Annotated in this window: 15 protein-coding genes and 3 pseudogenes; 8 read left to right on the forward strand and 10 right to left on the reverse strand. The window is 50.8% G+C overall.

Translation table 11 applies throughout. The features are described 5' to 3' along the window. The first annotated feature begins 309 nt into the window (after positions 1-309). The 4 genes and pseudogenes from CRN80_RS17025 to CRN80_RS17040 all read left to right on the forward strand — a co-directional run bounded on the left by CRN80_RS17025 (position 310) and on the right by CRN80_RS17040 (position 3,756). Positions 310-1,296 carry a DUF3644 domain-containing protein gene (locus CRN80_RS17025; protein WP_256588493.1) on the forward strand — a complete coding sequence of 329 codons (987 nt, stop codon included), beginning with the start codon at positions 310-312 and terminating at the stop codon, positions 1,294-1,296. A gap of 182 nt (positions 1,297-1,478) precedes the next feature. Continuing rightward, complete coding sequence (locus CRN80_RS17030; RefSeq protein WP_169918222.1) at positions 1,479-2,585, forward strand: SEC-C domain-containing protein; 1,107 nt, start codon at positions 1,479-1,481, stop codon at positions 2,583-2,585. Between the two features lie 69 nt (positions 2,586-2,654). Next, positions 2,655-2,849 (forward strand): annotated as a pseudogene (locus CRN80_RS17035) (hypothetical protein); the annotation flags it as partial. Continuing rightward, positions 2,822-3,756: pseudogene (locus tag CRN80_RS17040) on the forward strand (hypothetical protein). The pseudogenes CRN80_RS17035 and CRN80_RS17040, both read left to right, overlap by 28 nt. 84 nt (positions 3,757-3,840) lie before the next feature. Here CRN80_RS17040 and CRN80_RS17045 read toward each other — a convergent pair. The 5 genes from CRN80_RS17045 to CRN80_RS17065 all read right to left on the reverse strand — a co-directional run bounded on the left by CRN80_RS17045 (position 3,841) and on the right by CRN80_RS17065 (position 7,519). Then, on the reverse strand, positions 3,841-4,236 hold the full coding sequence (locus tag CRN80_RS17045) for an ASCH domain-containing protein (protein ID WP_098950646.1): 396 nt from the start codon (positions 4,234-4,236) through the stop codon (positions 3,841-3,843). Then, a complete protein-coding gene (locus CRN80_RS17050) occupies positions 4,214-5,263 on the reverse strand; it encodes an N-acetyltransferase (RefSeq protein WP_098950647.1) in 1,050 nt (349 codons plus the stop codon). The genes CRN80_RS17045 and CRN80_RS17050 overlap by 23 nt, the downstream gene beginning before the upstream one ends. A 15-nt stretch (positions 5,264-5,278) precedes the next feature. Continuing rightward, a complete protein-coding gene (locus tag CRN80_RS17055; protein WP_098950648.1) occupies positions 5,279-5,806 on the reverse strand; it encodes an ATP-binding protein in 528 nt (175 codons plus the stop codon). A 497-nt stretch (positions 5,807-6,303) separates the two neighbouring features. Beyond that, positions 6,304-6,519, reverse strand: coding sequence for a hypothetical protein (locus CRN80_RS17060; RefSeq protein ID WP_098950649.1), 216 nt, complete (start codon positions 6,517-6,519; stop codon positions 6,304-6,306). 631 nt (positions 6,520-7,150) lie between these two features. After that, positions 7,151-7,519, reverse strand: coding sequence for a helix-turn-helix domain-containing protein (locus tag CRN80_RS17065; RefSeq protein WP_098950650.1), 369 nt, complete (start codon positions 7,517-7,519; stop codon positions 7,151-7,153). A gap of 97 nt (positions 7,520-7,616) precedes the next feature. Here CRN80_RS17065 and CRN80_RS17070 point away from each other — a divergent pair, with 97 nt between their 5' ends. Beyond that, positions 7,617-8,369, forward strand: coding sequence for an NADPH-dependent F420 reductase (locus tag CRN80_RS17070; protein WP_098950651.1), 753 nt, complete (start codon positions 7,617-7,619; stop codon positions 8,367-8,369). A 124-nt stretch (positions 8,370-8,493) separates the two neighbouring features. Here the strand turns inward: CRN80_RS17070 and CRN80_RS17075 are convergent, their stop codons facing one another. Together CRN80_RS17075 and CRN80_RS31750 are read right to left on the reverse strand one after the other, a co-directional pair. Continuing rightward, complete coding sequence (locus tag CRN80_RS17075) at positions 8,494-8,763, reverse strand: short-chain dehydrogenase (protein WP_098950652.1); 270 nt, start codon at positions 8,761-8,763, stop codon at positions 8,494-8,496. Between the two features lie 338 nt (positions 8,764-9,101). Beyond that, positions 9,102-9,305, reverse strand: a pseudogene (locus CRN80_RS31750) (EamA/RhaT family transporter); the annotation flags it as partial. 302 nt (positions 9,306-9,607) lie between these two features. On the opposite strand from CRN80_RS31750, the gene CRN80_RS17085 reads away from it, so the two are divergent. The 3 genes from CRN80_RS17085 (at position 9,608) to CRN80_RS17095 (ending at position 11,742) form a co-directional block, all read left to right on the forward strand. Continuing rightward, positions 9,608-9,907 (forward strand): hypothetical protein, encoded by a 300-nt coding sequence (locus CRN80_RS17085; RefSeq protein WP_032895759.1) that lies wholly within the window; start codon positions 9,608-9,610, stop codon positions 9,905-9,907. Between the two features lie 207 nt (positions 9,908-10,114). Continuing rightward, positions 10,115-11,242, forward strand: a complete 1,128-nt coding sequence (locus CRN80_RS17090) for a saccharopine dehydrogenase NADP-binding domain-containing protein (protein WP_098950653.1) — start codon at positions 10,115-10,117, stop codon at positions 11,240-11,242. Between the two features lie 2 nt (positions 11,243-11,244). After that, positions 11,245-11,742, forward strand: a complete 498-nt coding sequence (locus tag CRN80_RS17095; RefSeq protein ID WP_098950654.1) for a DUF2269 domain-containing protein — start codon at positions 11,245-11,247, stop codon at positions 11,740-11,742. A 51-nt stretch (positions 11,743-11,793) separates the two neighbouring features. Here CRN80_RS17095 and CRN80_RS17100 read toward each other — a convergent pair whose 3' ends face one another. The 3 genes from CRN80_RS17100 to CRN80_RS17110 all read right to left on the reverse strand — a co-directional run bounded on the left by CRN80_RS17100 (position 11,794) and on the right by CRN80_RS17110 (position 13,039). After that, positions 11,794-12,162, reverse strand: coding sequence for a DoxX-like family protein (locus CRN80_RS17100; protein WP_098950655.1), 369 nt, complete (start codon positions 12,160-12,162; stop codon positions 11,794-11,796). Continuing rightward, positions 12,159-12,611, reverse strand: a complete 453-nt coding sequence (locus CRN80_RS17105; RefSeq protein ID WP_032895766.1) for a thiol-disulfide oxidoreductase DCC family protein — start codon at positions 12,609-12,611, stop codon at positions 12,159-12,161. The genes CRN80_RS17100 and CRN80_RS17105 overlap by 4 nt, the downstream gene beginning before the upstream one ends. Positions 12,612-12,742: 131 nt before the next feature. Beyond that, the gene (locus CRN80_RS17110) at positions 12,743-13,039 is read right to left on the reverse strand and encodes a hypothetical protein (RefSeq protein WP_238344565.1); all 297 of its coding nucleotides are present in this window, start codon (positions 13,037-13,039) and stop codon (positions 12,743-12,745) included. Positions 13,040-13,086: the final 47 nt, after the last annotated feature.

The raw sequence follows: 13,086 nt of genomic DNA on the forward strand, positions 1-13,086 counted from the left end.
TTTACTCGTCTTCGAACGGGGCCGTACAGCGTTGGCCGTCCTGCCCCCAATCGACATGCAGAAGTCGTCAATGAGAGACGGTACCGTACAGGGGTGGCCTTTCATGCGGAGGAGCGATTTCTGGGTTTTGAAAAATAACTTTAGATTTCGGAAGTGGTGGTGCATTCATCCGCTGCATAAAAAGCTCAATGAAAATAATACTTTGACGAAAAGCTTAGATTGAGTGCGAAACTCGTGTTGAATTTTAGTGACGTCTATCGGACACTCATCTCAGTATCATTTTGATGCTTCAAACAAGGAAGAATATACATGAAATCACGTTCGCGGAGCATGTTGGGTAAGTCCATATCCGCTATGCTTTCAGCTATGGAGGTTTATAATAAGCCGGACTTCAAGTATAGAGAGGAAAGTTTTTCAGTGTTGTGCATAAATGCTTGGGAGCTTTTGTTTAAAGCAAAGGTACTTAGCCTCTCTAGTAATAAAGTAGCATCGCTCTATGCAATGGAGTATAGAACTCTCAAGAGTGGTGAAAAGTCAAAGCTGCCTAGGCCGAAAACAAATCGAGCCGGAAATCCAATGTCCGTTAGTATGTTTGAAGCGATTCGAATAATAACCGAGGACTACGGGAGTGAGGTAGAAAAGGCTGTTATTGATAATGTTACTGCACTAACAGAAATTAGAGATAATGCGATTCACTTCATCAATGATGACGTCCTGCTCAGCATTAAAATACAGGAGCTCGGTGCCGCTTCATTACAGAACTATGCAAATATCGTAAAAAGCTGGCATGGAGATATCCTTGCTAAATATAATTTTTATCTAATGCCTATTTCATTTTTTAGAGGGTTTGACGAGGCGCCAGGTGTAATGCTTAATCCAAAAGAAAAGAAAGTTTTGGATTATATTAACCAGTTTGAAAGGATGTATGATGAGGAAGATGTCGGTTCTTATAATCTCACATTGAGGATCGACATAAAATTACAGAAGGTTAAAAGCGACTCCGCTTTGCCAATTCAGTACTCTGCGGATAGTAATGCAACAAAAATAATAATCACGGAGCTAGATATATCTGAGAAGTACCCGTGGGACTATAAGAATCTTACCACCCGGCTTACCCGCCGGTTCAAAAATTTCAAACAAAACTCAAATTATCACATCATCCGTAAAGCATTGGAGGCGGAAGAGAGATTTGCACATAAGCGGTATCTTACTCCTGGTAGCACTACCGGAATACCTAAGGTTTTTTACAATCCAAATATTCTTAAAGAGTTCGATGCGCATTATGAAAAGCATTGATTTGTGACTTTAATTTACACACCGGTCTAGGCCGAGGCACGACTGATGTAAAAGCTAGAGCTATGCTTTTTAGGTACGTTTTTAATTTGCAAGCAGCTCTGTTGTTGTCTAGAAGGTATTACGGCTATAAACGGGTTTGTAATGGTTTTGAGTGTCTTTCTAATATAAGGAGTGAACTGGGCATGGGGTTTAAACGAAATGAGCTTTGTTGGTGTGGGTCAGGTTTGAAATACAAGAAATGCCACCTTGATCGAGGAAGCGAAACTCCAGTAAGTGTTGCAGACGCACATAGGACTATTAAGAAAATCAATACGTCTAAAACCTGCAGTGCCCCATCAGTGTGGCATCCTAACTGCACTGTGAAAATTATTAACGCCCATACCGTTTCAAAAAGTTCATCGTTGAAAGAGATTTCTGTAGAAGGGCATGTTTTAGCTTTTCTTGGTAATGTCCAATCTATCACTAAAACTAATAAGCTGGCTCCTGCGCGCGTCGGGATTAATAGAGCGTCAACATTTTCTGGATTCTGCTCTCATCACGACAAGGTACTATTTTCCCCTGTCGAAGACTGCCCTTTTTACATTAACAAACAACACTGTTTTCTAGTCGCTTTCAGGGCCGTATCAAGAGAACTTTATGTCAAGGGCGACGTTTCAGAGATTTTTCAGGACCTTAAAGGCTTTGATAAAGGGCAGTCGCTTATGCAACAATTAATGCTTCAGCGTGCCGCAAATGAAATGATAAGTAATAATAATCTTTCAAAGAGCGATTTGGCTTATATAAAAGAAAAGCTGGATGACATGCTTGTCGGGGAGGATTATTCTGAGCTAAAGCATGTTGTCTTTGAGTTAGCACACCCGCCGCACATAATGGGTAGCTCTATCGTAGCACCTATATACGGATTCGATGGGGAGCCAGTGCAATTTATCTCGCATAATAAAGGTAGCGTGCCTGACTATGTGATTATTAATTCCTTTTCTGATGCAGGGAAGGGGTACATAGTTTTCTCTTGGCTTCCGGAACATTCAACTACTGGTTTGAAACTCGTCGGGCAATTTAGAAATGCAAATCTATCGTCAGATAATCTTGCTGTCTTTATGCTCCAGTTACTTGAAAATATATACTTGCATCCCGCTTGGTGGGCTGGTTTAGATGGCAGCATGCAAGAATATATTTGCGATATATTTTCTGAGGGCCTTACGTGCGATATGGCTGCTCGTTCGTTGATCAACGTACGGAGCTTAGGCATGCCTAGCATCGTAAATATTGATACAACACTAATGCTATAGCCTGATCTACGTTTAATTCAGGAAAATTGATTGTTGAGGAGTTGTTGTTCGTACGGGCTGCTCGGAAACTTCGGCGTTCGCTCGCCGCTGCAGCTGCCGGTGGAACTGTTCGACGACTACCAGGGCAACCAAAGCGCGATGATTGCAGCCCTCCCCGGGTTGCGACCAGGTGCAACGATCAATCACGGCGAGCGCATCACCAGTGTCGCGCTCATCGACAACCAGATGGCCATCCGATGGACGACGCAATCCGCCGCAGCGTAGAACGACAATTCCCCGAACTCACTGGTGGTTATCACCTGCCACGCTTTGCCCAGGTTGTCGCCGTGGCCGACGCGCCCGCCGGCGCCGGGATCTGCGACGACTTCCGCCCCCGCTACGCGGTCGACATCGAGGTCATGGGGCCGGCCGGCGAGCCAGACACCATGCTGGCGTGCCTTTGCCGCTGCCCACCGGTGGCGAGGAAATGGGCATTTACGCATTCCCCGAGGAAGGCACCCAGGTTGTGGTGTGTTTCGCCTATGGCCTGCCGCACAAGCCCTATATCCAAACGATTCTGCCCCACGGCTTGAGCATGCCGAGCGTCCCGAAGGGTGACCAGGTGTGGCAGCATAGCGAAGCCTGTCAGCAGCGTGTCGACGCCGACGGCAACTGGCTGCGTCAAACCGACGGTAAGATCCTGGACAAGGCGATCGAGCGGGAAGTGGAGGCGATGGGAAACACCGAGCGGTTCCAGAGCCACACCAGGACTGTGGACGATCATTCAACCGAATCGGTGGGGGGCATCAAGACGCTTGAAGCCCTGGGTGCGCTCAAGCTGCTGTCGGGAGGATCTGTCAGCCTGGCGGCGGTGGATGATCTGCACCAGGCGACCGGGCGGGATCTGAACCTGGTGGTGGGGCAGAAGTACAACGCCACGGTAGGTGGCGACATGGAGGAAAGGATTCAGGGGCTGCGCAAGAGCGTGGCGGGGGCTGGTCAGTGGTTGCTGGCTCCCCAAAACTGGATCGGGTCGGAGAGCGTAAACCTATTTCAGGTGGTGTGTGATTTGATCGACCTAGTGCAGGAGATGAATGTGCAACTGGCGGGGCATACACATATACCAGGGCCAACCCCAAGCCCTAAGGACATGGCCGCATTTTCTGAGAGAGCAGCAAAAGCTGATCTGTAGGCTATACAGTTAAAATCTATTATCTTCTAGGGATTCAATTCAAAAAAACCCGCCGTCGGCGGGTTTTTTCTTAGGGGTAAATTGCTAGTTCAGCTGACCTTGGCCGTCTTTGATATAACAAAACGACTGGGGCGCCATTCCGCTAGGAATAAGGGACTTTAAACTTATTGGTGTTTCATATCTTCTTACCTGACCGACTTTTATCGCGTGAGCCAGTTTTCTGCCATCAAAGTATTCATTGAAGAACTTCTTTGTTATGCCTGAGAATTTCGATGTTAAAGACCAAATCTCTTTAGGCTCGTCAGACAGAACTTCGTCGAAATCAAATTCGCCAATTATTTTTCCAATAGGCATAGTCGCGTAAATTACGACGGTTCTGACCTCAGGGTTCTTGAAGACGGATTTTCTAAACTCGAATCGTTTTTCGCCGAGTAAGATTTTTTCCGCATATTCAGGCTTAATTGATAATAATACTTTCATCCATCTGGCCCGCCTGTGCGATTAAATTAAACTGGTCTCGCGTTAGTCGCATAAATCCCCAGTAAGCGGCAGGATTCATACCGAATTGCTCGATCATCTCGCCACGTGTCACGCGGCGTTTAAAGGCGGCATTATACGTAAAGCGGAAGACGTGGGGGTAGTTTTTCCGTTGCCAAAACTGGTCAAGTTCAGCGTCGCTGAACACACTGTACGGCTGGCAATAGCTCATGAATTCATCCCGTGAAGCGAATGAGCGAATCGACCGGTACTCCTCAACGACACCTACAGACGTCGCCACTGAGCGGTAATGAGCGGGCCCTTGGTGATCCGTCGTTCGGTAAATAACAAGGATATCACCAGGTTTCAATTTTTCCAGACCGTCCATCGCCGCGAGGTAGACTTTATGAACGCTATTTGCGTGCGAGATGTCTTCGATGATATCTGCGTTCTCATTCTTGAGAATAGAGTCTGGCAACAGGCGAGTGTGCCATTGCGGATTTAGAGACAGCAGATAAATATTTCGATTCGCCATGTCCATAAGGGGGTACGACCTCACCAGAGTGTTCTGTAACACGTTCAGATCTTTGATAAGTACGAGTTCGGTGCCATTCTGTGTATGTTTCTCGGCAACTTGGATGAAGCCATACTTTGTGAATAGTGCTATTAAAACTTCATGCGCTGGGAATACGGTAACGTATATTTCGCTAACTTTATTGTGTAGTGCGTGATCGAATATCTTCTTGATGAAACGTTCTCCGAGCTTGGTTCCGCGAGCATTGATTTTCATCGTGCCGACTTTCAAGCGTTTTTTATTAGGAAGCTGTGGAACTACATCGTCTACAGATCCCTCTTCTGTCTTTAGGTATAGAAAGCCATTGACCTTATCGTTCTCATCCTCAAAGACATAAGCTTGATCCTCGGCTTTCTTAGCGAACCATGTCGTAAACTCTTTATAATCATTGATTAACGAGGAGAAGAAAGGATCTTGGATGTTAACGTGCTTAAATTTTTTTTGTACGAGTTCCATTGTCTGAGCCCAGAGTCAGTTGGTTGTAAATGCTTTATGCAAGTGTGTATTGAATTCTTGTTCGGAAGGGTTTTTTAATATGATTAAAGGAATATCGAATAACTTGCTAATGTAATGTGCTCTTGATTTTTCTTCTTGTAAAAAATTCTCTATATTGCCAGAAAAAGCGTTCGAGTCTCGAGATATAAGACGCTGTCGTATTGTTTCAGCTTCCGATTCTATTAGGCATATTAGTGATAGGTTTAAATCTTTGAAAGTGTGCTCGTGCACCGCTGCCAGAGTATTATCATGTTTTTTAAGAATGAAGTGGCCATCTAGTAAGAGGCGTCTAGAGTTCTCTGTTATTCGCTTAACAGCTACCGTTAAGGCAATCTGGTTTGAATCGATATCAGATACAAGCTTATCGGATTCCCAGTTTGATGTTTTGAGTTCGCTTTTTATGAGCGCGCTGGCGCTTGCATGCTGGATGCCTGAGACCGTCGCGAATCGTTCGCAAAGATATGTTTTGCCTACGCCGTGTACACCTGCCACAAAAACTACCATGTCTGATTTCCATATCTATGCGGTCCTGTTAGTACGCCAGTCAATCGTCTTGATGTCAATTAGACATCGGGCGAGGGTGAGACAAAATATTTTCTGCGAAATTAAAACGCGTAAAAAAGCGCTTATCCCCCTCCCGCCGACGGGGTTTGCGTCCTTTTTTTGTGCAAACACAGATGTAGTGCAAACGAACCGGCAGCCCAGGCGGGCCGGGACGCTCTACGGGCGACCGGCAGTTTCACGGATTGCAAAGATTTGAAGAGAAGTGCAGGGCGGTCGCACAGCGACGTAGCAGGCGATCATGAACGGGGCAGGGTTGGAGGCCCCGGGTTCATTGGTCGAAAGAGAAGAAAACATAGGAATACGGGCATTTTCCGAAACGAGATAGATCTTTTTTCTTACCGTGTGTAGCGGACTTCGAAGAGGCGGAAAGCTGCCATACGCCACGAAACGTGTGGGCCTCGTCGAGATTGGAGCATTTCACAATTTGTCTCGCATCCTTAGCTGGCTCCTGACCTTTTCGGGCGTGCCAAGCCTTGCTTGATATGCCCCGCGTTCTCACCGATTGCCTCTAAGGTCCCACGCACGTTTTCAGCTACCTCTGCTGAGCCTTGTTGTTCCAGGCGTAGGGTGATCTCCATCACAGCTGCTTCAAGTGCCAACTGATTCTCATACATCCTTTCAAGCACATCTGAGAGCGAATATTCATGCGCCATATCAAGGTTCCTATAGTGAACTCTCAGACTAGCCTCAAGCTGCAGGATTCGCCTCACAGTCGGCTATTTTGGAACCAGGGTTGGGAAAAAGGTAATTTTGGTTAGGTAAGGCGCTAAAGCCGCTGCAGCCCAGGTAGTCCGTGGGTTTGAGGTATTACCTTGAGGGGTAATATTTGGTAATGGAAAAGGTAATATTCGCCCAAGTGCCCGGTTTTGCTGGGGATTGAGCTTGTCAGGAATTACCCGAGGAAAAGGTAATGACCTAACCTATAAATTACTAAATTATTACCTTTCTAAATATCTATAAACTTATTGAAATTAAAAGGGTTTTATCTTATTTATCCACCGTATTACCAATATTACCTTTTTCCCATGCCTCAACATAAACCGGTCGGCTTGCCGTTTTTTACCCCCTCTCAACCCGCGCGCACTAACTTGGTCCAAAAGCCATGGGGCTGCCATGGGACTGAGAATGCCTTTTTTTGGAGAGGGAGCATCGCTGCAGCCCTCGTAAACCGGATGCTTGCATAATGAAAGTTACTTTGCGGGTAGTTTCGAATCTCTCCTTCACCGCCACATTAAGTAAACACAAACCCCTGGTTTTCATAGAGAAAGCCGGGGGTTTGTGGTTTCAGGCCTGGTCAAAAGGGCTGCGCCTCTGTTCGGCCCATTCAATCAAAGCCTGCATCGACGGTCCTAACGCGTATCCATCCTCGGTCAACTCATACTCAACTTTCGGTGGTACCTGCGGGTAAACCGTGCGGCGAACAATTGCGTCTTTTTCGAGCTGCTTAAGCTGCTGGATAAGCATTTTCTGGTTGATGCCCTCTATGAGTTTTTCAAGATCAGAAAAACGCAGAGGGCCTTTGGCTGCGAACAGCTGGCAAAGGATGATGATCTTCCATTTTCCCTCCAAGACGCGGAGGGTCTCCAGGGTTGCTTCAGCCCATTTCACTCGGTTTTTTGGGTCGGCACAGTCCCATTCTCGTTCACTGGTCATAGTTTGGTTCGTTACTTACCTTTTGGTGTGTACTTATCATTATCTCACTATTCTCCTAAGGTAGGCGCCTACCCGGAACCTATACGAGCGAGAACTCATGAAAATTGGCGTGATTGGGACAGGAAACATTGGCGCAACCCTTGCCCGGAAGATGATTGCCGCAGGCCATGAAGTGCAGGTGGCTAACTCCAAAGGCATTGAGGGGGTTCGTGCATTCGCCAACGAGATTGGGGCGGTACCTGCAGATATTTCGGGCGTTGTTCGAGACGCCGAAGTGATATTTTTATCTATCCCTTTCCCAGCAGTGGCTGATCTGCCTGCTGACTTGTTCGCATCTGTTCCATTGGACGTCCCTGTCGTGGATACCGGCAATTACTACCCAGGCTTGAGGGATCAGAAAATTGCGGAAATAGAGGAAGGCATGGCCGAAAGCATTTGGGTTTCGAAACAGATTGGAAGGCCGGTGATTAAGGCGTTCAACAATTTGTTAGCCTATTCGCTCGCTGAACTCGGCCAGCCCGAGGGCACGCCCGGACGATTGGCGGCGGCAGTCGCTGGGGACGATCAGGTCGGTGTGCAGACAGTCATGGAACTGGTGAGCGAATCAGGTTTTGATCCAGTCAATGCGGGTTCACTTGAGCAGTCGTGGCGGCAACAACCTGCAACCCCTGCGTACTGCTGCGACTACACCGCCGTTGATATGCGCCGGGCCCTCGATGCGGCAGTTAAAGGTGAGGCGCCAAAAACTCGGGATCGCATGATAGAGCATTTCGCGAAGCTGGGACCTAACCCTAGTCACTCGGATATCGTTGCGATGAATCGTCAACTGAGCCCGATATCGCACTCGTAACAGAAGTTCGAGGCACAGATTTATTTGATTTTCGTTTCACCACGTTCACAGCAAACAAAACCCCAGGTTTCGAAAGAAACCTGGGGTTTTGTAATTTTTGAGTTTGAAAGCTGCTGTTCTTAGATCATGCGCACGGCGCGTCCATCCGTCGCCCGATGACATCGAGCAAATCGCACCCGTCCCGCAGAGGGATTGAGCAGAGCAGTGCAAAATCACTCAGCACCACCGCATCACTACTGATTTCACTACGTAGGGCGAGGTTTTCAAGCACTTGAGTGACGGCACGAAGCCGATAAGTCGCAGCATCGAGGAGTATTTCCAGTGGCGCGGTGGTGTCGACAAAAAGGGCAGGGGTGGCGGCGTCGTTGCTGGTGAGGGCCATGTATTGGTTCATGTGTGAAACTCCGGTTGTCAAAGGAGAGCAACCACACATTTGTCGCCAAACAAAAGGGTGGTAGCTGTACGCAGGTTGGCGAACCGGGACAATCGGAAAAACCGGCAGACCCGAAGGTCTCCCGCGCACAGCTACCGTCGAGCAGCTTATTGCGCGCAGAGGCATCCCGCAAATCCCGAGAGGCATCTGTCGATTTATCATCGGGTCGCCAAACCCGTTCGCTATGTGAGCGACCGTCAGACTATAGGTGTGGCGATTTTAAAACGGCAGCCCATCGCTTCTGAGTAATGTGTAGGACGTTGCCCAAAGCCACCAACACCCTATCCCTAAGCCCGCCCTCAATGCCTATGCCGATGATGCACATCCGGAACATGCGCATGGCTATGCCTCATCGCCCCATGTAAATGCACATGGCTATGAGGCACCTTCGAATCCCATTCGAACCTATGCTCATGCTGATGATGTTCATCATGCACATGCACATGCACATGCACATGCACATGCTCATGCTCATGGGCATGGCGCTCCGTCAGACGGAAAAAGGGGACGGATTTATTTACGTTATGGCCCGTACAGCGTTGTGTTTTATCGCTAACTTCGCCGACGGGAACCCTCATGTATTTCCGGCTAAGAGTTGCTATCGAAAGTCCGGAAACAACAAAGGTGAAACCCGCGCCCAGAATCGACCAAAGCAGTCAAAAGCCAGATCGCCGAGTTGTTGTGTGTGGCGTATGTTGACGCCGTCGGCAATGGGGCGGGTGAGTTTAAAGGATAGGCGTTTTTCGGCACGGCCCGCGCGGCTACCGATAGACTGGATGCCTCAATTTTTCAGGATGCAATACTCATGTTCAAAGCTGCCCTCGCTTCCTTGCTGTTGACCTGCACTTTTTGCGCTCACGCCGGTACGACGGTCGATGTGTCGAAGATTTACGGCAAAATCCAGTTCGTGGACAGCTATCCCGACTACAAGGTGAAGGTGGTGAATCAATTCCCCGACCTCAAAGTAAAGAAGGTGGATTCCTGGCCGGACTCTGTCGGGAAATGGCAAACCGTCGATAGCTATCCTGATTACAAGATCCAGATTGTCGATTCCTATCCGGACTTCACTATTGAGTATGTAGAGAGCTGGCCTGGAGTCAATTGATCGCGCTAAACCGTTGCAGGTGGTCTGAGGCGGCTTGTGGGGCGGGCTGGTGATCGGCCAGGGCAGGGCTCTGTAAAACCGTAGTCCTTCTTCTGACTCTCTCTGTTGATCTGGCCCAAGCTGTTAAGCAAATCGGGTATCTTTGCCGCCTCAGCCGCCAGCCTGCCTCAGGTGCAGCGCATGATCGTTTGTTTAGGGAAGAATGGAATGACACTCAGGGTGTTGGTAGTCGGTGGCTACGGCAATTTCGGCAGCATCGTTTGCCGGCATCTGGTGGTGGCGCCGGGCATTGAACTGGTGATCTCGGGTCGCGATCCACATAAGCTGCAGCGCAAGGTGGATGAGCTGAAAAGCCAGTCGAACACCGCTTGCGAGGGTTGGTGTGGCGATGCCATGGGCGCCGGGTTCGCCTCCGTTTTGCGTTCGATGAACATCAAGTGGGTGATCCACACCGGCGGCCCGTTCCAGGGGCAGTCCTATGCTGTCGCCCAGAGTTGCATCGACGCTGGCGTGAACTACTGCGACTTGTCCGACTGCCGCACCTTCGTCAACGGCGTGAGCGTGCTGGATGCACAAGCACGGCAGGCAGGCGTGGCGATCCTTAGCGGGTGCAGCTCCGTGCCGACGCTGTCGTGCGCCATCATCGATCAGTATCGCTATCGCTTCACCCGTATCGACTCGATCGAGCACGGTATTTCCTCCTCGGCCAAGATGCCGGGCCTGTCCACCGTCGAAGGTGTGCTGGCTTACGCGGGCAAACCCATCAAGCAGCTCAGGCATGGCCAGGTGCATGAAGTGCTGGGCTGGCAGGACCTGACGCTGCGCAAAATGCCTGGGCTTGGCACGCGGGTGTTGGCGAATGTGGACGTGCCCGACATGGACATATTTGCTGGCCGCTATGGTGCCCACACCCTGAGCTTCAAGGCTGGTGCGGGGCTCAAGCTTGGCGGTGTCGCCAACTATCTGCTGGCCCAGGCGCTGCGGTGGGGCGTCGTGCGTGACCCTCTTGCCTGGGCTGCGCGGCTGCATCGGCTGGGTACTTGGTTCGAGCGCTTTGGCGATGGCAAAAGCGCGATGTACATCGACGTGAACGGCCTCGGTGCAGAAGGGCAACCGCTGTCCCTGGCGGTGCAACTGACGGCGCTGAATGACAAAGGCCCGGAAATTCCCAGCTGTGCCGCCGTTGCTCTGGCCCTCAAAGTCGCCCAAGGCTATGGGCCTGAACCTGGTGCGCGGCCGTGCGTTGGCGAAATCACCGTCGACGAATACATGGCCGCCATCAACGACCCGGCGAACCTTAGCCTGGCCGTGCATTTCTCTGACGGGCAGGGCTGACCATGCTCTATCTGAGCCTGAAATACATCCACATCATCGCGGCGATTTTCCTGTTTGGCTTCGGCATGGGCTCGTATCTGTATCTGATCGCCGCGAGCCGTACGGCCAACCCGCAAGTGATTGCCCATGTGGCGCGGATGGTGGTGCGGTTCGATACCTGGATCACTACGCCGGCGGGGGTCATTCAGATCCTTACCGGCTTTGTGTTGATCAAGTTTGCCGGACTTGGGTTGACCACCGAATGGGTGCTGACTTCGCTGATCATCTTCCTGTGTGTGGGGGCTCTTTGGCTGCCGGTGCTGGTGCTGCAGAAGCGTTTGCAGCAAATGGCGCTCAGCGCGGTTGAGACGGGCAGGGCGCTTGGTGATGGATACCACGGCGTCTATAGGCAATGGTTCTGGATGGGTATTTTGGGTTTCTCTGGGATGTTTGTGATCGTGCTGATCATGGTGACGAAGATGACGCCATGGCAGTTGATTGGGCTGTTGCTGGATGGCTGACATCAGCGCTGGCCGTTGCACTTGAGGCACTCGGGCTGAAATAAATGCCGTTCAGGGCTTGGTATTCCAAGCCACCGCACACAACGCCAACCCCGCCACATTCAGCGACACAGGATTAAACGCTTCCCTGAGTATCGACGGACTGAACACCGCCACATCCACCAGCAGCCCCGCCAGCGCAGTCGCAGCCACTACAAGCGGCCAGACACTGCGTGGCGAAAGCAGTATCCATATCGCCAGGGCAATTTCCCCAACCCCCGCCAGCGTGGCGAACAACTGCACCTGCTCGATCCCGTGCGCCTGGATCATTGCACGCTCACCCTGGCTTAGCCACAACAGCTTCGGCACCAGCCCATGGTAGGCAAACATGAAAGCCAGGCCGCCCCGGGCGATCCAGTTGATGCGCATCAGGGGATTCATGGCTGATCCTTTAAAAAGCGCTGTTCATGATCCGCGTTCGGCAACAGACAGGTATCGTATTTTCCGAACAGCCAATAGCGATTGCGCGCGATGCGGTCGTAAGCCCAATCCCGAAGAAAGCGCGGGATGCCGCGCAGGAGCAGCAATGGGCGCCAGCGGGCAGGCAGTTGCGCAATGATTTCCAACACCGCCTCCGAACGCTCCCAACAGTGCCGATCGCGGATCACTGCGAGGGTGTCGAACTGCTCCAGCGGCAACCCCGCCCACGCCAGCAGCGCCTGGCCCTCGGGTGACTGCACGGCGGCTAATCGCAAGCGCCGTTGGTGGTCGTGGCGGATCAGAAACCTTGCCCAACCGTTACACAGCTTGCACACCCCGTCGAACAACACCACGGTTTCACCGGGCTTGAGGAATGGCGCGGGGGTAGGGCGGGTGTCGGAGGCAGGCATGTGTAGGTCCAGTCTGGCCGGGTTAGCCTGGATCATACCTGCCTTCGCCTGCACTGTAGTGTTTGGGGTTAGCTACCCCCAATGGGCTTCAGGGGGCGCGCCGATGATTCGAAGGCAGATCTGTCACCGCTTCAAGGCGACTCTTCGGTACTCAGAAACGGTCCGACTGAGCCAAATGGGTAACTGTTCATGCCAATACGCAAAGGCGCTATCGGGCTAGCTGCAGCGCCGATCAGCAGGACGTTGTCGATAACAATGGTCTCTCCCGGTGCCCGATTATCTGCGGCGACGATGAGGTAATAAGTACCGCTGTTTTTCACTGTACCGGTCAAGGCTTGGTTGATGACTCCGACTATGCCGGTCGCCTTGCCAAAGCCTTCGCCTTGCACATTACCCTGGGCATCCATGAGGATTAAATACGGGTTCAAAGCGTATTTGCTGAATCCTATCTCGAAGTGGTACGCCAGCCTAAAAC

This window comes from Pseudomonas sp. FDAARGOS_380 (assembly GCF_002591235.1).
Lineage (GTDB): Bacteria > Pseudomonadota > Gammaproteobacteria > Pseudomonadales > Pseudomonadaceae > Aquipseudomonas > Aquipseudomonas salmasensis.